14 protein-coding genes and 1 pseudogene are annotated in these 25,572 nt (G+C 68.4%); 9 read left to right on the forward strand and 6 right to left on the reverse strand.

Annotation, left to right across the window (positions count from 1 at the left end; translation table 11 throughout):
* Positions 1–265 precede the first annotated feature (265 nt).
* Positions 266–4,204, forward strand: a complete 3,939-nt coding sequence (locus AB0F17_RS22235; protein ID WP_358025753.1) for a family 78 glycoside hydrolase catalytic domain — start codon at positions 266–268, stop codon at positions 4,202–4,204.
* A gap of 35 nt (positions 4,205–4,239) precedes the next feature.
* Here the strand turns inward: AB0F17_RS22235 and AB0F17_RS22240 are convergent, their stop codons facing one another.
* Together AB0F17_RS22240 and AB0F17_RS22245 are read right to left on the reverse strand one after the other, a co-directional pair.
* Positions 4,240–4,905: a helix-turn-helix domain-containing protein gene (locus AB0F17_RS22240; protein WP_358025755.1), complete on the reverse strand. Its 666-nt coding sequence runs from the start codon at positions 4,903–4,905 to the stop codon at positions 4,240–4,242.
* Between the two features lie 81 nt (positions 4,906–4,986).
* Positions 4,987–5,967 (reverse strand): aminoglycoside phosphotransferase family protein, encoded by a 981-nt coding sequence (locus tag AB0F17_RS22245; protein ID WP_358025757.1) that lies wholly within the window; start codon positions 5,965–5,967, stop codon positions 4,987–4,989.
* 318 nt (positions 5,968–6,285) lie between these two features.
* Between AB0F17_RS22245 and AB0F17_RS22250 the strand changes: the two genes are divergently transcribed.
* The 4 genes from AB0F17_RS22250 (at position 6,286) to AB0F17_RS22265 (ending at position 17,278) form a co-directional block, all read left to right on the forward strand.
* Positions 6,286–8,037 carry a fatty acyl-AMP ligase gene (locus AB0F17_RS22250; RefSeq protein WP_358025759.1) on the forward strand — a complete coding sequence of 584 codons (1,752 nt, stop codon included), beginning with the start codon at positions 6,286–6,288 and terminating at the stop codon, positions 8,035–8,037.
* Positions 8,038–8,193: 156 nt separating this feature from the next.
* Positions 8,194–14,292 (forward strand): SDR family NAD(P)-dependent oxidoreductase, encoded by a 6,099-nt coding sequence (locus AB0F17_RS22255; RefSeq protein ID WP_358025761.1) that lies wholly within the window; start codon positions 8,194–8,196, stop codon positions 14,290–14,292.
* On the forward strand, positions 14,285–15,607 hold the full coding sequence (gene ccrA, locus AB0F17_RS22260) for a crotonyl-CoA carboxylase/reductase (RefSeq protein WP_358025763.1): 1,323 nt from the start codon (positions 14,285–14,287) through the stop codon (positions 15,605–15,607). The genes AB0F17_RS22255 and ccrA overlap by 8 nt, the downstream gene beginning before the upstream one ends.
* Positions 15,608–15,631: 24 nt before the next feature.
* A complete protein-coding gene (locus tag AB0F17_RS22265) occupies positions 15,632–17,278 on the forward strand; it encodes an MFS transporter (protein ID WP_358025765.1) in 1,647 nt (548 codons plus the stop codon).
* Here the strand turns inward: AB0F17_RS22265 and AB0F17_RS22270 are convergent.
* The 3 genes from AB0F17_RS22270 to AB0F17_RS22280 all read right to left on the reverse strand — a co-directional run bounded on the left by AB0F17_RS22270 (position 17,256) and on the right by AB0F17_RS22280 (position 19,462).
* On the reverse strand, positions 17,256–18,239 hold the full coding sequence (locus AB0F17_RS22270; RefSeq protein WP_358025767.1) for an alpha/beta hydrolase family protein: 984 nt from the start codon (positions 18,237–18,239) through the stop codon (positions 17,256–17,258). The genes AB0F17_RS22265 and AB0F17_RS22270 overlap by 23 nt on opposite strands.
* Before the next feature lie 432 nt (positions 18,240–18,671).
* Complete coding sequence (locus tag AB0F17_RS22275; RefSeq protein WP_358025769.1) at positions 18,672–18,962, reverse strand: hypothetical protein; 291 nt, start codon at positions 18,960–18,962, stop codon at positions 18,672–18,674.
* 269 nt (positions 18,963–19,231) lie between these two features.
* Positions 19,232–19,462 carry a hypothetical protein gene (locus AB0F17_RS22280; RefSeq protein WP_358025771.1) on the reverse strand — a complete coding sequence of 77 codons (231 nt, stop codon included), beginning with the start codon at positions 19,460–19,462 and terminating at the stop codon, positions 19,232–19,234.
* A gap of 393 nt (positions 19,463–19,855) precedes the next feature.
* Here AB0F17_RS22280 and AB0F17_RS22285 point away from each other — a divergent pair.
* A pseudogene (locus AB0F17_RS22285) lies at positions 19,856–20,594 on the forward strand (sigma-70 family RNA polymerase sigma factor).
* Positions 20,595–21,067: 473 nt separating this feature from the next.
* Here the strand turns inward: AB0F17_RS22285 and AB0F17_RS22290 are convergent.
* Positions 21,068–21,490 (reverse strand): MarR family transcriptional regulator, encoded by a 423-nt coding sequence (locus AB0F17_RS22290; RefSeq protein WP_358025773.1) that lies wholly within the window; start codon positions 21,488–21,490, stop codon positions 21,068–21,070.
* A gap of 58 nt (positions 21,491–21,548) precedes the next feature.
* Between AB0F17_RS22290 and AB0F17_RS22295 the strand changes: the two genes are divergently transcribed.
* The 3 genes from AB0F17_RS22295 (at position 21,549) to AB0F17_RS22305 (ending at position 25,566) form a co-directional block, all read left to right on the forward strand.
* The gene (locus AB0F17_RS22295) at positions 21,549–21,875 is read left to right on the forward strand and encodes an antibiotic biosynthesis monooxygenase (protein ID WP_358025775.1); all 327 of its coding nucleotides are present in this window, start codon (positions 21,549–21,551) and stop codon (positions 21,873–21,875) included.
* Between the two features lie 95 nt (positions 21,876–21,970).
* Positions 21,971–23,995: a hydantoinase/oxoprolinase family protein gene (locus AB0F17_RS22300; protein ID WP_358025777.1), complete on the forward strand. Its 2,025-nt coding sequence runs from the start codon at positions 21,971–21,973 to the stop codon at positions 23,993–23,995.
* Complete coding sequence (locus AB0F17_RS22305; RefSeq protein ID WP_358025779.1) at positions 23,992–25,566, forward strand: hydantoinase B/oxoprolinase family protein; 1,575 nt, start codon at positions 23,992–23,994, stop codon at positions 25,564–25,566. The genes AB0F17_RS22300 and AB0F17_RS22305 overlap by 4 nt, the downstream gene beginning before the upstream one ends.
* Positions 25,567–25,572: the final 6 nt, after the last annotated feature.

A 25,572-nucleotide genomic window follows, 5' to 3' on the forward strand; every position in this document is an offset into this window, starting at 1 on the left:
CCCCTGGGGGGTGAGCCGGCCGAAAACAGTGTGACATTCGGTATTTGTCGGTGTCTAGAGGGTGTCCGGCGCGTTTCGAAAGGGGCGGCTGTATCGGCGCTACGGCTCTGAGCTCGCCATATGCCCAGGTCGGCGCAGTCCCTGAGGATCGCGTCGAAGGATCGCAACCGCGCGGTCGTCGTTGCCGTTGAACCGGCTTACCCTCAAAACCGTAATGTCGTACTGTTTTCGAGTTGCCCCCTGGCGACCAGTAAGGAGGACCTCTATGAACAGCGCTGTCCCTGCGCCGCGCGATCTACGGGTGAACGGGCGGGTGTCCCCGCTCGGCATCGAAACCCGTCCCCGCTTCAGCTGGGACCCGCAGGTGAGGGTTCAGTCGGCCCACGAGATCGAGGTGGGGACGGCTCCCGGAGCAGGAGACGTCTGGACCACCGGGCGCGTGACGGGTGGCGACAGCGTGGCGATCCCCTACGAGGGTCCGGCCCTGCGATCCGCCACCGTCTACCACTGGCGGGTACGGGTGTGGGACGACTCTGGCGCGGTCCTCGCGTGGAGCGATTGGTCGCGTTGGGAGACCGGACTGCTCGACGCCGAGGACTGGGAGAGCGCGCGGTGGATCGGCGGCCGGCAGCCGCAGGATCACGATTGGAGCGACTTCGAAGCGGCGATCGACTTCCGCGGTGGAGACGACCCGGTCGCTGGACTCACCTTCCTCTTCCGGGCCGAACCGATCGGCAAGACCTGGGGTGAGGCGCTGTCCTGGACTCTCGGTCTGGCACCACGGCTCGATTCGGCGATGGCGGCCGCGGCCGCACAGGGCACCAAGGAGCTGTACGTCGACAACACGGCCGGCCTCTCGGCCGGCGACCGGATCTTCATCGGGACGGGGCCCGACCGCGTCGACACCGAGGTGACGAGCGTCGGCGTCACGCGGGTCGCCACCCAGGTGCGGCTGACCTTCGGTCCGGGACTCGCCTTTACCGCGACCCAGCCGGGTATTCATCCCGGCGAGCCGCTGCGGGTGGGGGAGGAAGACGTCGAGATCAGGAGCGTCACGCACGCACACGGCGGGACGATCATCTCCTTCGAGCCGGCGGTTCCCGCGCCGGCCGGCACGCCGATCGACAGGAGCGCGACCCCGACGATCATCGCGGATCCCCTCCACCGCGATGTCCGCGCCGGCGAGCCCGCCTCGGGGACGACGCGTATGCGCCTGGCCATGGCGACCCAGCACTACGCGGGCAACACCGGCGTGCCCGGTGGTGAGCCGACCGTGGAATGGGGCCGGAACTACTACGACCCGCAGAGCGCGGTCAATCCGGTCGAATCGGGAACGCGGACGATCGACCTGAGTGACGTGGACATCCCGCCCGCGTGCGGGCTCGGTCCGGACACCTGGACAAAGGAACACCGACTGTCGGTGACGGCATCGGGGAACGTGATCGAGACTCGGGTCAACAGGCACCTGGTGGACCGCCGCGAGCTCCACGGCGACGAAGTACGCGGCCACGGGTCCATCGGATTCGGCCGCGGGTCGTCCGCACTCATCCGCTCGGTCATCGTTCGCTCGCCGCGGCAGCGGGAACTCGTGCTCGATCTCACCCGTGGGGCCAATCCGTTCGAGGGGGGCCTCCCGAGTCTGTCCGGTCTCGCGATCGCGGACACGAACGCGATGCTGCCCATCGCCAATCCCGCTCCGCTGGTGCGCACCACCGTGCGCATCCCTGACGTTCCCCTCACCCGGGCGCGCCTCTATGTGACTGCGGCAGGACAGCACGAGTTCACCATCGGCGGTCGCCCCCTCACCGTCCCGGACCTCACCGGAACGACCGATCGGGCCGTACCGCGGCTCCTCCCGGACCATACGAGCTTCGACCGCACGGTCCTGTACGACACCTTCGACGTCACCGACCTGATCCCCCGCGGAGCCGAGATCGTCCTCGCCGCCGAACTCGGACGCGGATGGTACGGAGTCGTCACCCCGACCGAGTGGTATTGGAACCTGGCGAACTACCACGGCGCACCACGGCTGCTGGCCAAGCTCGAGCTCGACTTCGCGGATGGCACCAGAAAGGTCGTCGTCACGGGACCCGATTGGGAGACCATCGACGGGCCCACCCGCTTGGACTCGGTCTACTCGGGCGAGAAGTACGACGCCCGCGTCGCCGAGCAACTCCGCGATTGGCGTTTGGGAAGAGATCACGGGCGCTGGAGTCCCGCCACCGTCATGGCGCGTCCGGGAAGCGCTCCTGAAGGGGGGCACCACGGGCCCCTTCCGCCGGTGTCGGAGCCGCCGGGCTTCGTTGCGGCGCGACTGCGGGCGCACGAGAACGAACCCGTCGTCGTGCTCGAGACCCGGGAACCTACCGACATCTTCGAGACAGCCCCCGGATCGGGCGTCTGGGTAGTCGACTTCGGCCAGATCCTGACGGGATTCCCATCGCTCGGCCTCCGGGACGTGCTCGCGGAGGCGGCCGGTGCCACGATCCGCTTCCGGGGTGGGAATGCCGTCCAGGGGAGCGGAACAGCCGACGACCCGTGGAGCGTCGAGCACGAGAACTCATTCCACGACGCGGACCTCCAGACGGACTACTACACCCTGGGCGCCTCGCCCGAGCAGGCCTGGACGCCGCGCCTCACCCATTGGGGCTTGCGTTATCTCGAGGTCCGCAACTTCGGCCTCGCCGTCCCGGACGCCGGGCCCGCCGAGGTCGCCGCCGCGTTCCGCGTCGAGGTGGCGCGCAGCGGCTTCCCGCGGAACGGATCCTTCCGCAGTGACAGTCCCCTGCTCAATCGCATCCGCGACAACCTCGAATGGGCCGAGCAGAACAACCTCATCCACAAGCCGACGGACACCCCGTCGCGGGAGAAGAACGGCTGGTCCGGCGACGCCATGGCGAGCTCCGAGTCCCAGCTCCTGACCTGGGGCACGGTGCCGCTGTTCACCAAGTACCTGCGCGACTTCCCCGACGCCATGGCCGACAGCGGGCAGCTGCCGATGATCCTCCCCGCCGTCAGGGGCGGATATGGCTACGACCGCACGCCCGGATGGAACGCGTGCTGGTCGGCGGTTCCCGCCTGGGACGCGGCGCTCCTCGTCATCCCGTGGGAGCTGTACCTCTACTCAGGTGACCCGTCGATCCTCGCCGAGCTGTGGCCGACACAGCTTCGCCTGCTCGACTACTACGCGACACTGTTCCTCGCGGAGCACGAGTTCGTGTTCGAGGCGGCCCTCGGTGAATACTCCGCGGCCGGCGACGCCGGGTCGAACGCCGTGATCAGCCTGCAGTTCTACGTCCACTTCGCCGATTATCTGCATCGCGTCGGAAAGATGCTCGGCGAGCCCGCCGCCGAGGACTGTCTCCGGCTCGCCGGGGATCTCCGACGAGCCTTCGTCCGCCGCTACTGGGATCCCGACGCGCGGCATTTCGTCGGCGGGCAACTGGAGAGCGAGAACGTCATGGCGCTCGAGTTCGACCTGGTGCCGGGCACGGATCTGCCGGCGGACGATCCCCGGCATCTCGCGGAGGGCGGGACGCTCGCCGAGAACCGGCGCTCGGTCGCGGAGGCGGTCGCCGCCTCGATTCGCGACGCCGGGCATCATTTCCAGTCCGGTGTTTTCGGAGCGCGTTACCTGTTCAACGTCCTGGAGGAGTTCGGGTACACCGACCTGCTCATGCGGACCGTCACCGTTCGAGAGGCGCCCGGCTTCGCCGATCAGATCGCCCATGGCGCGACGTCGCTGTGGGAGGCCTGGACCGGGGGGTCGTTGAACCACCACTACCGGAGCAACGTCGCCACCTGGTTCTACCAGGAACTGGCGGGGATCACCCCGACGTCGCCCGGTTACGCGACCGTCCGTGTCCGGCCGCGTATCCCGATGGGGGACGACTACTCCCGCACCGTGCCGACATCACCCGAGGATCCGGCGGAGACCGGCCGCCTCGACTTCGTCGCGGCCGAACTCCGCACGCCGCGCGGCGTGGTGAGCTCGGAGTGGCGGCGCGGCGACGAGGAGCGAGTCGCTCTCGCGGTGACCGTTCCGTCCAACACCGTGGCGGAGGTGTGGTGTCCGCGGGCCGGTGAGCCGGTGGCCATGCCGCAGGACGGTGTCTTCGTCGGCGACCGGGAGTTCGGCGGGATGAAGTACAGCGTGTTCCGAGTCGGTCGCGGCACGCACCGCTTCGCCGGACGCCTGGCCTGAACCGCCTCGGCGGGTCGGCGTGGACTCTTTCGACGTCAGCGGCGGGGCGCCCGGGATCTACGGCGGCCATCGCCTGAGCGGCCCTTCGACTCAGCCGGGGGCGGGGACGCCTCCGGCTGGAGCCCGATGAGCCGCAGGAAGTATTCGATGTGCGCGGCCATATCGAGCGATTGGTCGTACATCCACTGCGTCTGCAACCCGTCGGAGAGTGCTGCCAGCAGCACGGCGAGTTGGGCCGGATCGAGGTCCGGCGGGATGCGGTCGTCCGCCTGCAACCGCTCCAGGACAGTGCGGCCGATCTGCCGCGAGAGTTCGTAGCGCTCCTGGAAGTAATCGTGTGACGGATGCGCGGGTTCGGCCGACTCGTTGGAGAGCCGCGAGTACAGCTGGACGAGTCCGGGGACCATGGCGTTGTGGCGGATCAAGTCGACGAAGTGGTTGATCGGCTCGGCCGGCGGGTGGTCGGGATCGCCGAACGAAGCGTAGTTGATCTCGTCACGGCGTCGGAGGATCTCGCGGAACAGCGCGTCCTTGGAACCGAAGTAATGCAGCATGCCGGTCTGGCTGAGCCCCACGGCGTCGGCGATCTGCTTCACGGTAGCCCCGCTGTAGCCCTCCTCCGCGACGACCTGGAGCGCCGTCTCCAAGATCTCTGCCCGCTTGACGACGCCCTTCGCATATAGCCCTCGTGCAGCAGCCATGCCCCAATCCTAGGGGCTGGTTGATCCGTAGGAGCCTGCCCGCTGATAGCCGAGCTTCATCCATCCGCCCGCCGCGCCGCTTCAGAGACGGTCCCTCAGCCAGCGCAGAGAGGCCAGGCCCAGCGCGACCATCATGTCCACCAGGTGGCGATCGGCCTCTGCCCCGGCTGAGGCGGCGATCCGGAGCAGGAACCCGGAGTGCGTCGCCAGCACCGCATCGATCTGAGCCGGATCGAGGTCGTGGGTCAGCGGATGGCTCTCGGCGATCGGCTGCGGATCCATCCCGCTGAGCGACACGCTCGCCAGGAGCGTCACCACGTCGCAGTGACCGGCCCCGACCCACGCGTGCGGCCAGTCGACGACGAAGACGTCCTGCGCGGTCAGCAGGATGTTGAACGGATACAGGTCCCCGTGCAGGAGCGTCTGACCGGCCAGAGCAGGTGCGGCGCTCTCCTCAAGTGCGGCGAGTTCGTCAAGGTGGCGGGCCGCCCACGGCGAAAGCGCTTCGAGCTTCTTGACGACGCCGCTCTCGATTCCGGCGCTGTTCGCCAGTGCCGCCCAGCCCCCCAGCCGAGGCCCGCCCAGGAGCGCTCCGTCCACCGGCGACGGGGTCAAGGCCCGCACCATGTCGGTGACAGCCGTCAGGACGCGCTCGAGTTCGTCACGCCGCCACGGCTGGGCGGGCAGCCGTCCCGGGATCTCCTCGAATATCAGCGCGACCCAGTCGCCGTCGTCATAGGCGTCCAGCAACCGCGGCGCCGGCACCGTCCGGGGAAGCCGCCGTGAGATCGCGATCTCCCTGCGGTGGAAGGCCGCCACCGCCGGCGCCGTCAACGTGCTCGCCGCCTTCACGAACGCGCCCCCGCCACTCGCCAGCCGCACGCGCGCGGCCAAGCCCTCGGAGAACCCACCCGGCTGACTGACCGCGCCGACCACCCTGGCGCCGAGCAGCCGCTCGATCCCGGCCGTTACCGCCTCCGGCACCGCCGCCCAGGCGATCCTCCTGCCGCCCGTAGCCTGCGGGAGCGTCCCCGAACGTACCTCGTCCGACTCACGCGCCATAGTGATCCTTTCCATCCGGTCCAGCGGGAATACTTGTATTCCAGCGGCGACTTTTTGCGCTCATCATCCTGCATAAGGGTTAACAGCAGCATTCCGGGTTTATCTCACCAAGTCATCAAAGCTGCCCACGGTAATTTCTCAAGAAATATCACGTTATGGCGCCGTATGATGCGGGGATGGAAAATATATCCATCGGGCCAGTCGGAATCACCCTATGCTCTCGATAAAGAGCTGAGGGTGAATTCCAGCTTTTAATTAGCGGCTGCGTGAATGCAGCCAGCCGACACAGGCGAACCACTTTTGGCAAGGGGGAGTGGGATGGCGCTGGGTGATCTCTTCATCGATGCCACGGGCGAAGAGTTATTAACAGATCTGGTTCTCAGGTGGGCCGAGGAGAGGCCGGACGCGCCGGCGTTCACTTTCGTGAACTACGGCAGCCACCGTGATGGTCGAAGGACCACGTTGACCTGGGCCGAGACGCACCTGCGCGCGTGCGCGACGGCCGCTCGGCTACGACGCTTCGCCGCGCCCGGCGATCGTGTCGCGTTGCTGCTGCCCCAGGGGCTGGAGTATCTGACCACGATGCTCGGGTCCATGTACGCCCGGACCATCGCGGTGCCGTTGTTCTCCCCGGACCTGCCCGGTCGTTCCGCCCGCCTGGCCGGGGCTTACGCTGACGCCGATCCGGCAGTCGTCGTCAGTACGTCCGCCATCCTGCCGGAGGTACGCGCCTTCCTCGGCGACAACGACCTGCCGCAGCCGCGTGACCTCGTCGCGGCCGACGCCATCGAGCCTGCCGCCTGGGACTGGGAGCGGGTCGACCCTGAGGAGCTCGCCTATCTGCAGTACACCTCGGGTTCCACGCGTGAGCCGGCCGGGGTCGAGATCAGTCACCACAACCTGGCCGTCAACGCGCGGCAATTATGGACGCGTTTCGGCGTCGACCGGCACAGGCGGGTAGCGATTGTGAGCTGGCTGCCGCTCTTCCATGACATGGGGCTGGTCGCCACGCTCGCGGCCCCGATCGTACACGGCATCCAGGTGGACTTCACCGACCCGGCGTCCTACATCAGGCATCCGGCCCGGTGGCTGCGGATGATCTCCGACCGCCGGGACCACGAGGTCCTGACCGCCGCCCCCAACTTCGCCTATGAGTACTGCCTCACGCGTACGCGAGATACGAGCGGGTTCGATCTGCGGGGCTTGCGCTGGTGTCTCAACGGGGCCGAACCGGTCAGACAGGGCACACTGGATCGCTTCGCCTCCACTTTCAGCGCGACCGGCCTGCGCCCCGGGGCTCTGACGCCGTGCTACGGACTCGCGGAGGCGACCGTGTTCGTCACCGCCGCCTGTGAGGACGTCCCGCCACGGATCCTCCGCGTCGATCCGATAGGCCTGCGCGAGGCGGTGGTACGGCCTTGCGAAACGGAGCGCGGCGTCGGGATGGTCTCGTGCGGGAGGCCCGCCGGCCAGTACGTCGCCATTGTCGATCCCGAGACCTGCGCGGAACTGCCCGATGACCGGATCGGTGAGATCTGGCTCCACGGTCCCAACGTGGCGCGAGGCTACTGGCGCAAGCCCGAGCGCAGCCGGGAGATCTTCGGCGGACGGCTCACCGACCCTGCCGGCGGACTGCCCGCGGGCCCCTGGATGCGCACCGGCGACCTCGGCATCATCCACGACGGCGACTTGTACATAGCCGGCCGGATCAAAGATCTGATCATCATCGATGGTCGCAACCACTTTCCCCAGGACGTCGAGGCAACGGTGCAGGACGCGCATCCGGCTGTTCGCTCCGACCATGTGGCCGCCTTCGCGATCGACGGAGCGGACACCGAGCACCTTGTCGTCGTCGCCGAACGCTCCCGCACGTTCCGGATCGGTGAGCTGGATCACGACGAGGTCCGCAACGTCGTACGCGGCGCGGTCGGCGCGCTGCACGACGTGTGGGTGCATGATTTCGTGCTGGTCCGGCCGGGCGGCGTCCCGCGAACGTCCAGCGGCAAGATCGCCCGCAGCGCCTGCAGGCAGCTCTACCTCGCCTCCCGGCTGCCCACCGTCCAGGAGTGACCGCGCAGTAGGAGCACCTCATGAGGCATCCGGAGTACGCGCCCGATCGCGCATTCGTCCGGGGACATGGAAACGCAGATCTCATCCGCAGGCACACGACAACCATTGATCCGCTGCGCGGCCCACCGTCAGGGAGCCGATAGCCAGGAGGAAACCATGCCAGAAGCCCACCGCAATGAGCCGAACGAGTCCACGATCCGTGAATTCCTGATCGGCCGGGTGGCCGATCGCTGCAATCTCCAGAAGAAAGAAGTGGATCCAGACCGTCCGCTGGCCGACATCGGGTTCGGATCACGCGATGCGGTGGCCATCATCGGTGAGGTGGAAGAGTGGCTCGGCTGCTCATTACCGCCCCTTCTGCTCTACGAATATCCGACCATCACCCATCTGACTCACATGCTGATGGGTCTCCAGCAGGACCGCCCCGCCCCGCCCCGGCTTTCAGCCGACCGATCCACGGATTCGATCGCCGTGGTGGGCCTTGGATGCCGATTTCCCGGCGGAACGGCGAGCCCGGAAGCGTACTGGCGATTCCTGATCGACGGATGCGACGCGATCGGAGAGGTACCCGCGGGCCGATGGGAGCACCTGGACGACAAGGTGGACGGCGCCCACCAGTTCGGGGGTTTCCTGGAGGACGTCGCCGGATTCGACTCGCGGTTCTTCGGCATCACCTCCAGCGAGGCGGACGCCATGGACCCGCAGCAGCGGCTGCTGCTCGAGGTGGCCCATGAGGCCCTGGACCACGCGGGCATCGCTCCCAGGTCGCTGCGCGGCAGCCGCACGGGGGTCTTCGTCGGCATCTCCTCTCCGGAGTACGCGCTGCTGACGATGGCCGAATCGGCCACGCTGTCGCCTTGGACGGCGACGGGGGTGGCCTTGAGCATCGCCGCCAACCGGCTGTCCTACGTGCTGGATCTGCACGGAACCTCGTTGAGCGTCGACACGGCCTGTTCCTCGTCACTGGTGGCCGTCCATCTCGCCGTACAGGACCTGCGGGCTGGCCGGAGCGACCTGGCGCTGGCCGCCGGCGTCAACGTCCTGCTCTCCCCGACGATCACCAAGACGTTCGATCTGGCGGGCGCCACCGCCCCCGACGGGCGCTGCAAGGCCTTCGACGCCTCGGCGGACGGAATGGTGCGCGCGGAGGGGTGCGGCCTGGTGGTCCTGAAACGACTCGCGGACGCCTACCGCGACGGCGACCGGGTGTTGGCGGTCATCCAGAACACCGCCGTGAACTCCGACGGCCGCTCCAACGGTCTGGCCGCCCCCAGCCCGGAGGCGCAGAAAGCCCTGCTGCGCGAGGCGTACGCCGGGCTGACTCCGCCGGACTACGTCGAGGCCCACGGCACCGGAACCCTGCTCGGCGACCCGATCGAAGCGCACGCCCTCGGCGCGGTGCTCGGCCAGGATCGCGCCGATGCCCTGTTGATCGGCTCCGTCAAGACCAACCTCGGCCATCTGGAACCCGCTGCCGGGATAGCCGGGCTGATCAAGACCGTGCTCGCGCTGTGGCACCGGACCATCCCCCCGAGCCTGCACTATCACCGGCCGAACCCGCACATCGACTTCGACCGGTGGCGCCTGAAGGTCGTCACCGAACCGACGCCTTGGCCATCACGTGCGCCCCGGGCAGGCGTGTCGGCGTTCGGTTTCGGCGGTACGAACGCCCATGTCGTGCTGGCGGCGGCACCCGAGAAACCCCAGCCGGTCGCCGGGGCCGGCCCGGTCCACACGCTTCCCCTCTCCGACGTCTCCGCCGAGCGCGTCGCCGAGTACGCGGGACGGCTCGCCGAGCACGTCGCCGATCCGGCGAATGTCGCCTACACCCTCGCCCGCCGCTACGGCAGAGGCCGGTTCGGGGCCGCCGTCGTGGGGCGCGATCGCGAGGCGCTCACCACCGCACTCCGGGCGCTGGCTCGCGGGCGCCACGACCCGAGAGTGGTCACCGGTGCGGACATCGGCGTGTCCGCGCCGGTCTGGGTCTTCTCGGGATACGGGGCGCAGCGACCGGGTATGGGGCGCACGCTTCTGACCGAGGAGCGTGCGTTCGCCGCCACCATCGATCTCCTGGAACCGTTGATCCAGGCCGAGGCCGGGTTCTCGGTGGGCGAAGCGCTGCACGCGGACCGGGATGGCCGGTTACCGGACCCCGCCGAGACGATGGTGGTGCTGTTCGCCGTGCAGGTCGCGTTGGCGCGGCTCTGGCAGGCGTACGGCGTGAAGCCCGCCGCTGTGATAGGGCACTCGATGGGTGAGGTCGCCGCCGTGGTGGTGGCCGGGGCGCTGTCGTTGCGGGACGGGGTCACGGTCATTTCCCGTCGGGCCCGCCTGCTCTCCGGGATCGCGGGCGGGGGAGCCATGTGCGTCCTCGGCGCCTCGGCCGTGGAGGCCGCCGAGTTGAGCAAGGACTGCCCCGACGTGCACCTCGCTGTGCGTACGGCACCGCGGCAAACGGTGATGACGGGCGACGCCGGCCAGATCGCCACGGTGGTGAGCCGCGCCGAGCGACGCGGCCTGCTCGCCCGCCTGGTACGCGCCGAAGGAGCGGGCCACTCGCCTCAGGTAGACCCCTTGCTGACCCCCTTTCGGGAGCAACTGGCGGGGATCCGACCGGCGAAACTACGCGTGCCGCTCTACTCCACGGTCCTTGACAACCCGCGGCGGATCCCGGCTTTCGACGCCGACTACTGGGCGGCGAACATGCGTCATCCCGTCCGGCTCGTCGATGCCGTCCAGGCCGCCGCTGAGGACGGCCACCGCGCATTCGTTGAGATCTCCGCGCATCCGCTGCTGACCCACGCGCTGAGCGAGACCGTACGGGACTCGCTCGTGCTGCCCACCCTGCGAGGCGGCCCGACGCGGGACGCCGAGACCGACGACACCCTCACCTTCCATGCTCAGCTCGCCGCGCTCAGGCTCAGCGGATCGCCGATCGCGCATTCCACTCCTGGCCGGGTCATCGACGTGCCAGGCCCAAGCTGGCGGCACGAGCACCACTGGATGCCGGCGCGGCGGACATCCGCCCGATCATCGTTTCATCCGCTGCTCGGTGTCCACGTCGAACTCCCCGGCGGACGGCACGCGTGGAGCGCGAACGTGGGCGAGGCCGCACTGCCGTGGCTTCCGCTGCACGGCGTCACCGTCCTGCCCGCGGCCGCGTACGCGGAGATCGTTCTGGCCGCCGGAGCCGCGGCACTCGACACGGACGACCTGATCGTGAGCGGCCTGCGCATCACCAGGCTGCTTCCGCTGGACGAACAGACGACGATCACCACCTCGCTGTCGATCACGTCGCACGGAGCAGGCGCCCCCCACGCGGAGGTGCAGGTGCAGGCCCGTACACCCGCCGGTCACTGGACACTCCTCGCCACCGCCGGCGTCGCGTCCACTGACAGCGGACAGGTCGTCCCGCGCGATATGGCGGGCCGGGTTCCGGTGCCCGCTGCCGAGCAGGCGGACCACCGTTTCCGGCTGCACCCCATTGTCCTGGACCGATGCCTGGCCTCTTTCGGCGCGGAATGGACCGCCATGCGCATCGGCTCGCTGCGCGTGCTCGGGCCCACCCGGGAGGGCGGCACCTGCGAGTTCGCGAACCCTCGGCAGAGAAAGGACGGCACGGCGCTCGCCGCGCTGCGGCTCGTGCACGACACAGGCAGAGTCCTGCTGGAGGCCGACGGCGTCCTCCTGCGCCGGCTGCCGGCCGCCTCCGTGTCCGTACCGTTGTCCGCCAAGTTGGTCGAGGCCGTGTGGAGCCCGACGGCGTCGCACCCGGCGGCCGGCCCGGCGGCCGACTCGGCCAGTTGGCTGGTGCTCTCCGATCCCGGGGACTCCTTCACCGAGGCGGTCACGGGGATACTCACTCACGCGGGGCATCGCATCACGGCAGGTCACCCCATCTCCCGGGATCACACGTGGCGGGACCTGCGGAACCACACGGCGCCGCCGGACAACGTGGCGCTCGTTGTGCCGGCCTGGCTCGCCGACGAGGAACTGGTGCTCAGCGTGTCCGCCATGGTCCGCGCGCTGCCACCCGGCGTGCGGCTGTGGTTCATCACCCGGCGCTCGATCGCCGTCCGGCCCGGCGAGACCGGTGAGCCAGGGCAGGCGTTCCTGCGAGCCCTGGTCAGAGTTCTCACGTTCGAGCAGCCTGCTCTGCGCGCGATTCTCGTCGACGTGGACGACCCCGTGGCGTCGGCCGCCGAACTGCTGGCCGGCACCGCCGACACCGAAGTCGCCTGGCGCGACGGGGTTCGCTACGTGGCGCGGCTACGGCGTGCCCGGCTCGGCGCGGGGGCATGGCATCACCTCGTACGGCCGGGCGGCGCCTACGCGATCAGCGGCGGATACGGCGGCCTGGGCCTGGTCACCGCCCAACGGCTGGTCGAGCGGGGCGCACGACGCCTGGTGCTCTCCGGCCGATCCGGCCCGGGGCCCGAAGCCGAGAAGATCATCGGTAGGTTGCGCAGGGCCGGTGCGGAGATCGAGATCGTGCTCGGTGACATCGCCGCGCCCGGTGTGGCCGAACGGATGGTCGCCGCCGGTCAGCGCGACGGCGTGTTACTGCGTGGCGTGGTGCATGCGGCGGGCGGGCTGGCGGACCGGCTCTTCACGGAGGTCGGACCCGAGGATCTGCACCGGGTGTGGGCGCCCAAGGTGACCGGCGCCCTGCGGCTGCACGAGGCCACCGAGGATCTCGATCTCGACTGGTGGGTGGTCTACTCCTCGGCCGCCGCGCTGCTCGGATCACCGGGGCAGGCGGCCTACGCGGCGGCCAACGCGCGCGCCGACGCGCTCGTCGACTGGCGCCGGGCGCACGGCCTACCAGCCACCACGATCAACTGGGGAACGTGGGCCGACGTGGGTGGCGCCGCCGGCCTGCGGGTCGACGTGCTGGACCCGCTCACCCCGGAAGAAGGCGCGGACGCGCTGGAGGCGCTGCTCGTTCACGACCAGAGGTCCACCGGCGTGCTTCGCTTCAACGCCCGCCGGGCGCTGGCCGCCTTCCCCGAACTCCGCGAACAGCCGTACTTCTCGGAACTCCTCGATGCGACCTCCGGCGACAGCGCGGGCGCCGACGACTGGCCCGGGCCGGAGCGGATTCGCACGCTCGATCCCGGCACCGCTCGGCGGCTCGTCCGCGAGCGGGTGAGCAACCGGGTGGCGACCGTACTCGGGTTCACTCCCGACCCGGCACGGCCACTGACCGAGCTCGGGCTCGACTCCCTCGTCGCCGTACGGATCAAGAGCGCGCTGGAGCACGACCTCGGGGTCTCCGTCGCGGCCTCGACTCTGCTGCGCGGCGCCAACCTCGCGGAGCTGCAGGCCGAGCTCTGGCGGAGCCTCGACCTCGCCGGACGACCCGCTCCCGTGGAGGCCGACCGCGACATCGTGCGGTCGCTCACCAACGGCGCGCGACGAGCATCCGGCGCCCCGCCGTTCTTCTGCGCGCACCCGGCAGGCGGCAGCTCGAGCGTGTATCGACCGCTGGCCGCCCTGCTCGGCGAAGATCAGGTGATCTATGGGCTGGAGCGGTTCGAGGACAACCTCGAGCTGGCGGCTCGCGCCGACCGCTACATCGACCTGATCCGCGCCACACAGCCCGAAGGGCCCTACCGGCTGGGCGGCTGGTCGTTCGGCGGGGTGCTCGCGTACGAGATCGCCCGGCGGCTCGATCGAGGCGAGGTCGAACTGGTCGCGATGATCGACGCCGGCCTGCCCAAGCGGGTGGCGAACATGCTCGAGACCACCGCCCGGCGATACGCCGACTTCGGCAGGTATCTCACCACGACGTACGGGATACCGGTCGCGCTGCCGTACGAGGAACTGATCATGCTGGAGGAGGAGCAGCAGCTCGCGCTGGTCATCGAGCGCACCACGCCGCTGATGGCGCACCTGCCGCCGGCAGTGGCGGTGCATCAGTTCACCTCGCACGAAGACACGCGATGCCTGGAACGGTATGTCCCTGGGCCCTACGACGGGCGGGTCGTCCTTTATCGCTCGACCGAGCCGACGCCCTGGACCGTGCACGATGCCCGGTACGACCTGGACGAAGCCAACGGCTTCGGGGACCTGTGCCCGCGGCTGGAAATCGTCTCGGTGCCGGGAACCCATCACCTCAACCTCCTCGACCCGCCCGGCGTCACCATCATCGCCGATCACCTGCGCGGCCTGCTCGCAGGCAGCCGCAGGCCACCCGGCCGTCGAGCCGACACAGCCACGAGCGACGTTACCGGTGAGGCGAGCAATGTCTGATCTGATCCATGCGGTCCGCGCGGGGGCGAGTCCCGCCGAACTTCTCGAATGTGACCTGCCCACCCGTTTCCGAGCCGCGTACACCCTCAAAGCCGAGATCGCCATATTCGACGGAACATCCGACAAAGATGTCCGCCGCTCGGTGCACGTGGGGGAGGTGGAGATGCCGGAACTCGCCCCGGACGAGGTCGTGGTGGCGGTGATGGCCTCAGCGGTCAACTTCAACAGCGTCTGGAGCGCGATCTTCGAGCCGGTCCCGACCTTCACCTTTCTGCGGCGACGAACCGGTGACACCCGATGGTGGCCGCGGCACGATCGGGAACACCACGTCATCGGTTCGGACGCCTCAGGCGTGGTGGTACGCACGGGAGAGGCGGTGTGGAACTGCTCGGTCGGCGACAGGGTGGTCATCCACCCCGGAGTCGTCGATCCGGGGAACCCGTACTCCCAGGAAGACGGCGTCATGGCAACGCCGCTCGCCTGGGGCTACGAGACCAACTTCGGCGGCATGGCCGACTTCACCATCGTCAAGGGGAACCAGATCATCCCCAAGCCGGAATGCCTGACCTGGGAGGAGGCAGCGGCCAACACCCTGTGCGCCGGGACGGCGTACCGCATGCTCATCGGCCGGCACGGAGGCCGGATGAAGCAGGGCGACGTCGTCCTCATCTGGGGCGCCACGGGAGGTCTCGGCAGTTACGCGATCCAGTTCGTCCTCAACGGCGGCGGCATCCCCGTGTGCGTCGTGAGTTCCGCGGCCAAAGCCGAGATCATCCACGCCATGGGCGGGCGGCACGTCATCGACCGCACGAGCCTGGAGCTCGGCGACAACGGCATGCACGATCCGACCTCGTGGCGGCTGCTGGGCCGCCGCATCCGGGAACTGACCGGCCAAGACCCCCATATCGTCTTCGAGTACCTCGGTCAGGAGACGTTCGCGGCCTCCGTGGGCGTCGCCCGGCACGGTGGCTCCATCGTGACCTGCGGATCCAGCACGGGCTACTGGCACCAGTACGACAACCGGTATCTGTGGATGCGGATCAAGCGGATCATCGGCAGCCACGGCGCGAACTATCAGGAGGCCACCGAGGTCAATCGGCTGATCAGCCTAGGGACGATCACGCCGACGCTGTCGAGGACCTACCCACTGGACCAAGCCGCCGAAGCCGTCCGGTTGGTACAGCAGGGCGATCACATCGGCAAGATCGGGATCCGCTGCCTCGCTCTCTCGGAAGGGCTGGGCGTGACCGACATGGCGCTGCGCGAACGCATCGGCGAAGACAGGCTCGGTCTCTTCCGCCGCCCCACCCGCTAACCCTCTCTTCGAGGAGGGCCTGCAGTGAACGATGCCAGGGCACTCGGGGCCGAGCGGCGGCGATGGGTGGGGCTGGCGGTGCTCCTGATCGCGGCCTTCATGGATCTGCTCAACGGAAGCATCGTCAACGTGGCGATCCCCTCCATCCGCAACGATCTGGGCGCGTCCTATGCCGCCATTCAGTGGATCATCGCCGGTTACACCCTCGCCTGCGCGGTGACCCTCATCACCGGTGGGCGGCTGGGCGACATCTTCGGCCGCAAGCGGATGTTCCTGGTGGGGACCGCCGGTTTCACCGTCGCCTCCGCGCTGTGCGCGCTGGCGCAGTCCCCTGAGATGCTCGTCGGCGCCCGCATCCTGCAAGGCCTGATGGCCGCGCTCATGCTGCCCCAGGTGCTGGCGATCATTCATCTCGGCTTCGGCCGGCGGGAACTGGGCAAGGTCGTGACGTTGTACGCCTTCATCGGCGGGCTGGCGATGGTGGGCGGACCGATCATCGGCGGCCTCCTGCTGGACCTGAATCCGCTCGACCTGGCGTGGCGCGGCGTCTTCGCGCTGAACCTGCCCATCGGCGCGGCGGCTCTTGTCATGGCCGCGTTCCTCATAGACGAGTCCAGAGCGCCGCACGCCCTGCGGCTGGATCCGATCGGCGTGCTCCTCGTCACCTTCGCCCTGTTGCTGCTGGTGTACCCCCTGGCCCAGGGCCGTGAGCTGGGGTGGCCTGACTGGAGCATCGTGTCGATGATCTGCTCGCCGCCGCTCTTCGCGGTGTTCGTCCTCTACGAACGTCGCAAGACCCGGAGTGACGGCTCGCCGCTCATCGAGCTGGGACTGTTCGCCGCCCGCAGCTACACCGCGGGCCTGGTCCTGCAGCTGCTCCTGTTGTGGGTGATATCGGCGTTCTTTTTCGTATGGACCCTGTACCTGCAACTCGGCCGCGACTGGTCAGCGCTGCACACCGGGTTGACCACGATCCCGTTCTCCCTCGGAGCCTCGATCGCCGGTGGTGTTTCCATGCGGCTGTATCTGCGGTTCGGCCGAGCGTCCCTCATAGCGGGTGTGGCCATGATGATCGCGGGGGTGCTCGTCCATGGCTGGCACGGCCCGCAAGCCACCTCCCTGCAGCTGATCGCGCCGCTCCTTCTCATCGGTGTCGGACTGGGACAGGTGATCGTGCCGCTGACCGCGCTCACCCTCGCCGATGTGCCACCTCAGGAGGCCGGCGGCGCGTCGGGGATGATCAACGCGATCACCCAGCTCGGTACGGTCCTGGGGATCGCGCTCATCGGTGTGGTGTTCTTCACCGCGGTCGGCCAGCAGGCGGCCAGGAGCGTGGACCAGATCATCCCGCGGATCCACCAGGAGTTGTCCATGGCCGCTGGACTGTCCGGGCCCGTCGGCGACGTGATCCTCGCCGATTTCCGCGCCTGTGTGATCGGCCAGAACACCGGACATGATCAACCCGGCCGGTCGGCCCCCTGTTCTCAGGGGTTCGGAGCCACCCGGACGGTTGACGACGCGCTGTCCCGCGCCGCCGCCGTAGTGCGCCGTGAGGCCTTCGCCCAATCCTTCCAGCGCTCACTGTGGTACGTCCTCGGCACCCTCGTCCTCATCTTGACGCTGCTGTTCGCGCTGCCGGAGCGGGCGATCACGCCTGCACCCGAGGCGTAGCCGCGTTGGGCCGGGCCCCGATCGCCTTCATGATCAGTGGCCACGCACGATGCATTTCCGGCTGCCACGTGGACCAGTTGTGCCAACCGTTCGGGTAGATGTGCGTGGTGGCGGGGATGCCGAGCTTCTTGAGCCGGTTGACGAGGGAGACGGTCGTGGACCCGCAGATCACCTCCTGAGGGTGAATCAATTCGTCGCCGACAACCGGATGATCATTCGGCCCTGGCAGGCCGGTAAGGCCGCTGGCGATGTAGAGCCCGGTGCCACGTAGATGGGAGGCGAGTTCGTAGGGGTCGTTCGCCGCCCAGTTCTTTCGATTGGTGAGTGGATCGCCCCAGATGCGCAGGGCGTCGTAGCGTTCACTCGCCTGAAGCAGGGCAAAAGCAGGGACCCCGAGCTGGGTAAGGTGGAGCACGCCGCTGAAAGATGCGGCATATGCGAACATGCCAGGATGGCGGGCCGCGTACTTCACCGCCCCGTAGCCGGCCGATGAGATGCCCATGGTCGCGCGGCTTGTGCCGGCGCGATAATTTCGCTCCATGAGTTCCAGTAGCTCGCTGGTGTGGAACGTCTCCCACTTGGGGACGCCGCCATTCCCGTAGTTCCACCAGTCGGTGAACCATCCGGCCCATCCGGTGTCGGGCATGACCACCATGGCGTCGTAATCCGCGGCCACCTGTTTGATGTCGGTGCTGCGGGTCCAAGAGACATAAGTATCACGACCCCCGTGAAAGGCGTAGACGACTGGCCAGGTCCGTGATGCGGTCCGCGTCCATCCCTTTGGTACGAGTATGCGGACCGGGACCGACTCGCCCAATGCCGGGGACGACACCGTCACATCCAAGGTGGTCTCATCGAGCCACCGCTCCGCGGTGATCTTGGCGCCGTCATCGGCCGCCACTGGTGCGGCGGCGGCATTCGCCCTGCCCGGAAGCAAGCCGGCCGCAACGATTGTGACCACGAGGAATCCGCGGGCGAACCTTACCAACAACGTCTACCTCCACCAGCCGATGTCCGGCGCTTCCTTGGCTTGAGCTTCGCCGCGAAGGACTGTACAACGACTGCCGGGTGGCCGGAGCTTATTGATCCGAAAGGCCGGCATCGAGATTTCGGCGCCGCGACAAGACCGGATAGGTTGTGGTACGCCGCTAATTTCCATGGTAAAAGGGATTTCGGAGCTGTGAGATTGGTCGTGGGACCCAGTGGTCGGGCGGTTTGTCGAGGCTGCGCCCGCTGCTGTTGAAATGCAAAACATCCCGTCAAAGTCGGATCTGACGGGATGTTTGTGGTGCGCTGTGGGGCTTGATGTTCGTTTCTTCGTTCGGCTCAGGGAGGATCGCGGGCTCCCGACTTCAAATGTTGCCTTCAGCGATAGCGCGATTCTGATATGTAATCAGGTGTGCGGTTGGCTGCTGAAGGGGGAGCCGGCCTCCACGAGGGGCATGGGCGTCTGGGCGCGAGCGAGTGCGGATCCCCAGACGCCCGTGCCATCCATGGCGGTCTCCGATGACTCCGTCGTGATGATCTCGTTGGCGATGAAGGCGGCCGGTTGAGCCTGAGCGGCCATGTTGTCTGTTGTTCGGGAATGACCGGAGTTGATGCCCGGACCCGACGATGATTGCGTTTTCGCGGGCTTGCCGAGGCAGGCTTGCTTTACTCGGATAACCGACTCGTGGCGGCGCATGGAACGTACGGAAGAATATCGATGAGATCGATACGCCGACAGGGCTGCCGGCTCAGGTTGAGCGGTCTTCGTAGTGCGGCCCGGAGAGGAATATCGCCGGGCCGCACCCGCGTCCGGCCCGTTTTCTCGGCATGACGAAATACCGTCAAAGCGGCTGATTGCCTAATCCTGAAATGTCCCATTGTATGGCTGCGAAACGGGGCGCGTTCCCTACTGTGGACATTGGATGCGCGGCCTTCGGTACGTCGCCGACCGGACGTGTGTGTTGGTTAGGTGGCTTCGCAGTGCACGGAGATGGCGCGCGGGATGAGTGCGCTGAGCAGCGCTTCTGCTGCCGTGACGCTAGGGGCGCTCACCGTCACGCTGATCGGCGGAAGGCCGCGAAGTGTGACGGTGCACTGGAACGTTGCCGCGTGAGCCGGAATGGCGTACAGGGTGGCGGCGATAACCGCACCACCTAGAACACCGGCCGCTTTGGCCATAGCTCCTTTGCTGGACATGACTCCTCCTTAGAGCCTGCTTACCTGGAAAATGCCATAATTGGCATCGCGTGAAAAGTACGTCTGCCGCCCACTAATGTCAATACCGTGCAGCAGTGATTCTAGACACGCAGAAGTTTAAAGAGGGATAAATGTCGCAATAAACGCTTGAATATCAATAAAATGAACGGCTCGAGATGGTCATTTGCCCGCCGTTAATAGACTCTGATATTCCCAGCGGCAGGCGACGTGCTGACCACGAGACTTCGTCTCTCGTAGGCGGCGTCGACCGGGGGTAGAAGCCTTCGGCCGCGTCGGTGGATGCGGTGGACGGCATGGGATCGGCTACCGTCGTGGTGTCACAAAATGACGGGGCCCGTGGGTGACGCAGTCGCGAGTGAACAGGGGCCATCCATGGCCGGCACGTCGCGGACCGCGTCCGAAGATCGCGGTGGGGACGATGGCCCGGATCTCGCCACGGAGGCGTTCGTCGCTCATCGCAACCTGTTGTTCACCGTCGCTTACGAGATGCTGGGCTCGGCTGCCGACGCCGAGGACGTTCTGCAGGAGACCTGGTTGCGGTGGGCGGGGGTCGATCTTGGCGAGGTGCGGGATCGGCGGGCCTATCTGGTGCGGATCACCACGCGGCAGGTCGCTCGTCCGGCTGCGTACGCTCGGCCGGCGTAAGGAGTCCTACGTCGGTCCGTGGTTGCCTGAGCCGCTGCTGACGGCGCCTGATGTGGCCGAGGATGTCGAGCTGGCCGACAGTGTCTCGATGGCGATGCTGCTGGTGCTGGAGACGCTTCAGCCGACGGAGCGGGCGGTGTTCGTGCTGCGTGAGGTGTTCGATCTGGCCTACGACGAGATCGCCGAGGCGGTCGGCAAGAGTCCGGCCGCGGTCCGCCAGATCGCGCATCGGGCGCGGGCGCACGTGGCGGCGCGCCGTCCGCGTGGGGTCGTCAGGATCGCGGCCGCGGTGTCGCTGCAGCCGGCGCAGGTCAACGGCCACCCGGCGCTGGTCTTCCGGGCCAACGGCGCCGTCGAGGGCGTCATGGCGGTGCGCATCGACGACGGTCTCATCACCGGGCTCTACGCCGTACGCAATCCCGAGAAGCTGTCACGGGTCGAAAGGGAGACCGTCCTGCGCCGCTGAATCCGGGGTCCCTCGGAACGGACAAGGCGAGCGCCAGGCCGGCGCGGAACGCGTCATGACGGCAATGTCCGCCGGAAGGACAAAACGACATCTTCGCGACTTAAAGCCCAGATGGGGAGCTACTCGGCATGGGCTCGGGTGGGAAAAATCCAGGTCACAGGCCCTCTTGAGGGGCAGGTTCGGGGAACTCGAGGTGTTGTAGCACGAGCGGGGTCGGTCTCCGTCCCCGCTGACCCAGAAACCTAGGAGAGCACCATGTCAATTCTCCGTCTCTTCGGTATCACACGTCCGTCGGGTCCCAAGCCTCGAGATCTGCCGGGGGATACGAGCGATAGTGCGGCGCTTGCGCGTCGTCGCCGGCGTCACCGTCATTGAGCTCGACACCCGACCCACAATGGCGCTCGGCTGGGAAGCCCCCTGCCGAGCGTCTCGTCGTGCTCCCCGCCACCAGCGGCCGAAGCGGGAGCGTCTGCTCACGCCAAGTTCTCGGCGCAGGTGGTGAGGAGGGTGGCCAGTTGGCGTACGTCGCCGGGCGGAAGGGTGGTGAGCATGCGGCCCTCCACCTCCGTCACGATGCTTTCCGCCTGGTCCAGCATGAGCCGGCCGGAGTCGGTGAGGGTGACCGGCAGGGCTCGGCCCGCCGACGGCTGCGCGGCGACGGAGGCCAGCCCGGCCTCCTTCAGCCCGGTGAGCACGTCCCGCAATGACTGGCGAGTGACGAATGTACGGCGGGCGAGCTCGGCGGCCGGCGCCCCGGGCGCGTCGGCGAGTGCTCGGAGGACCGCGTACTGGGACATGGACAGGCCCACGGTGCGCAGCTGTTCCTCGCAGGCTCTGCGGAACGCCTGCTGGACCTGCTTGACCAGGTAGCCGATGCGCTCATCGAGTTGACTCATGACAGGAACCTTACACATAATGAGCGATGTAAGGATCCTGACATGAGGAGCGAACTCCATGGCCACGACCATCACCCTGAACGCGCCGGTCGCCACGCTGATCAACGTCTTCACCGTCCAGAACGGCCGGCAGCGCGAGCTCGTCGAGCTCCTGACCACCGCCACCGAAGAGGTGATGCGGCATCGGCCGGGATTCGTCGCCGCGAACATCCACGCCAGCACCGACGGCACCAGGGTGGTCAACTACGCCCAGTGGGAGAGCGCGGCGGACTTCGAGGCCATGCTGGCCGACCCGGAGGCCCAGGTGCACATGAGGCAGGCCGCCGCGATCGCCGACCACTTCGACCCGCACCTGTACACCGTCGAGTCGGTGCACCACCAGTAAGGGACCTGTCCGGACGGGCAGTCGGCCTCGTGTGAGGCCGGAGGTTGTGCGGGGTGCACAACCTCCTAAGGGGTGCCCGGCCTACCGTGGTCGCCATGACGTATCGGGTCGCGATGGACATCGGCGGCACCTTCACGGATGTGGTCTGCTACGACGAGCGGACCGGCGCGGTCATCGCGTCGAAGGCGCCCAGCACGCCCGGGGATCTGGCTGAGGGGGTGTTCGCCGCGCTGGGATCGGTGGTGGCCGACCTCACCGAGATCTCCTTCTTCGTACACGGCACCACACAAGGGCTGAACGCGCTGCTGGAACGCAAGGGCGCCAAGGTGCTGCTGCTGGCCGGCCAGGGGGCCGGGCACGCGTACCACATCGCACGCGGCAACCGCACGCGCATGTTCGACCTGCGGTATCGCAAGCCGGTGCCGCTGGTGCCGCGCGAGCACATCGTGGAGGTCGGCGGCCGGCTGGACTGGCGGGGCGGTGAGCTGGTCGCGCTGGATGAGCAGGCGGTACGGCGGGCCGCGCGGCTGGCGCTGGCCGAGGGCTTCGACGCGGTGGCGGTGTGCCTGCTGTTCTCCTACGCCAACCCCGAGCACGAGGTGCGCGCGGCGGAGATCCTCCGCGAGGAGCTGGGTGAGCGGGTGCTGGTGGTGCTCAGCCACGAGGCGGCCCGGGAATGGCGGGAGTACGAGCGGACCTCCAGCGCGGTGCTGGAGGCCTACACCGGTCCGGCGGTACGCCGGTATCTGGCCGGCATCGAACGACGGTTCGCCGAGCGGGGACTGGGCGTGCCGGTGCACGTCATGCAGTCTTCCGGTGGGCTGGTCAACGCTTCGCACGCGATGCGCCGGCCGCTGCAGACGCTGCTGTCGGGCCCGGTCGGCGGCACGATGGGCGGGGTGGCGCTGGCCCGGCTGCTGGGTGGTCGCCGTAACGCGATCTGCGTGGACATGGGCGGCACCTCGTTCGACGTCTCCCTGGTGATGGACGGCCGGCCCGACATCACCAGCGAGGCCTCGATCGAGGGCTTCCCGGTACTGATGCCGCTGGTGAACCTGCACACGATCGGCGCGGGCGGCGGATCGCTGGCCTACGCCGAGGCGGGGGCGCTGCGGGTGGGCCCGCAGTCGGCCGGCGCGGTGCCCGGCCCGGCCTGTTACGGGCGCGGCGGTACGCAGCCGACGGTGACCGACGCCAACGTGGTGCTGGGACGGGTGGATCCGGAGTGGTTCGCCGGCGGGCTGATGAGCCTGGACGTGGAGGCGGCGCACCGGGCCGTGGCCGCGCTGGCCGGTCAGTTGGGGATGGAGCCGGTGCGGCTGGCCGAGGGCATCTGCCAGGTGGCCAATGCCAAGATGGCGCAGGCGATCCGGACGATCACCGTGGACCACGGGATCGAGCCGCGCGAGTTCGCGCTGATGGCCTTCGGCGGAGCGGGCGCGATGCACGCGGTGTTCATCGCGCGGGAACTGGGCATCGGCGAGGTGGTCGTGCCGCGCTTCCCCGGCGCGTTCTCCGCCTGGGGCATGCTGGAGGCCGATGTGCGGCGGGATCTGACCGAGCCGCATTTCCGCGGCCAGGAGTCGCTGGACGGGCCGGCGATGGCGGCGGCGCTCGCCGCGCTGGAGGTCTCCGCGCTGGCGGAACTGGCGGCCCAGGGGGTGCCGGCGGCGCGACGGCGCGTGGAGCACGCCGTGGACATGCGGTACGAGGGGCAGGACTACACCCTCACCATCCCGCTGGAAGGCGCCGATGAGCCCGCGGCGCCGGACTTTCTGCCGCGCGTCGCCGCACGGTTCGCCCAGGCGCACACCGCCCGGTACGGGCATGCCACGCCGGAGGCGCCGGTGGAGGTCGTGATGCTGCGCTCGACGGGGCTGGGTACCTTTCCCCGCCTGACGGCCGCGTCGCCGAAGGTGGAGGAGCGGGCGGCGGTGACGCGGCGGGTCGTGTTCGACGGGGTGACGCACCGGACGCCGGTGGTACGCCGGTCGGCGCTGGCCGGCGAGCTGGCGGGCCCGGCGATCGTGGTGGAGGAGACGGCCACCACGGTCATCCCACCAGGCTGCGTGGCCTCGGTGGACGAGTTCGGTTTCCTCATCATCAAGGTGGCGCCATGATCGACCCGGTCACGACAGAGATCATTCGCTGCGCGTTGTTGCAGGCGGCCGAGGACATGAACGCGACGTTGATCCGCTCGTCGTACACGCCGGTGATCTACGAGGCCAAGGACTGCGCGGTGGCGTTGCTGGACCGCGACCACAACGTGCTGGGCCAGTCGTCGGGGTTGCCGATCTTCCTGGGCAACCTGGAGGTGTGCACGCGCGAGACGGAGGCGCTGTACGGCAGGCAGGTGTGGCAGGAAGGAGACGTGTGGGTGCTCAACGACTCCTATATCGGCGGCACCCATCTCAACGACGTCACGGTGTACGGGCCGATCTTCGTTGACGGCACGTTGGCGGGTTTCGCGGCGTCGCGGGCGCACTGGCTGGATGTGGGGTCGAAGGATCCGGGCGGGTCGATGGACTCCACCTCCATCTTCCAGGAGGGGCTCAGGCTGGGTCCGGTGAAGATCTACGCCGGTGGCCGGCCATGCCGTGACCTGCACGAGGTGATCGCGCGTAACACGCGTTTCCCGCACGCCACGCTGGGCGACATGCGGGCGCAGGTGGCCTGCGCGATGACCGGGCAACGGCGGCTGGCCGAGATCGTGTCGCGCTGGGGGCTGGAGACGGTCATGGCGGCGCGGGATGAGATCTTCGCGCAGACCGAGCGGCTGGAGCGGGAGGCCATCACCGCCATTCCCGACGGCGTCTACACCGCCGGAGGATTCCTCGACAACGACGGCATCTCGCTGGACGTGCCGTTGCCGGTGAACGTCACGGTGACCGTCGCCGGGTCGGATATGTCGGTTGATCTGAGCGACTGCGCTGATCAGGCGGAGGGGCCGGTCAACTGCGGCGCCGCGCAGGCGGTGGCGGCCGCCCGCGTCGCCTTCAAGCTGCTGGTCTCCGGCGAGGTGCCGCTGAACGGCGGCTCCTTCCGCCCGCTACAGGTGATCACCCGGCCGGGGTCGATGCTGGCCGCCCAGTCCCCGGCCGCCTGCCAGTACTACTACTCCCATCTGGGGCTGCTGATCGATCTGGTGGTCAAGGCCCTGGCAGGGGTGCTGCCGGGCAAGGCGGCCGCCGCCTCGTACGGCGACTCGATGATCGTGCAGTTCTCCGGCACCGACCCGCGTACAGGCAAGCTGTACGTCTCCCAGGAGGCCACCGTCGGCGGATGGGGTGCCTGGGACGGTGGCGACGGCGAGAGCGCGCTGATCAACAGCGTCAATGGCGACCTGCGTGACATGCCGATCGAGGTGCTGGAGACGCTCTTCCCGGTGCGGGTGCACCGGTATGAGATCCGCCCCGGCTCCGGCGGGGCCGGTCGCTGGCGTGGCGGTGACGGGGTGGTGCGCGAGTACGAGTTCCTCGGCCCGACCTCGCTGTCGTTGTGGTTCGAACGCTCGGTCACCCCGGCGTGGGGGCTGGGCGGCGGCCACGCGGGCGCGCCGCCACGGGTGACGTTGAACCCGGGTACGGCGGGCGAGCGGGAGGTACTGAAGGTCAACGCCCTGCCGGTGCGGGCCGGTGACGTGCTGCGGTGCGAGTCCGGCGGTGGCGGCGGGTACGGCACGCCTGGTTGAGCCCGG

This window comes from Nonomuraea sp. NPDC026600 (genome assembly GCF_040638335.1).
Lineage (GTDB): Bacteria > Actinomycetota > Actinomycetes > Streptosporangiales > Streptosporangiaceae > Nonomuraea.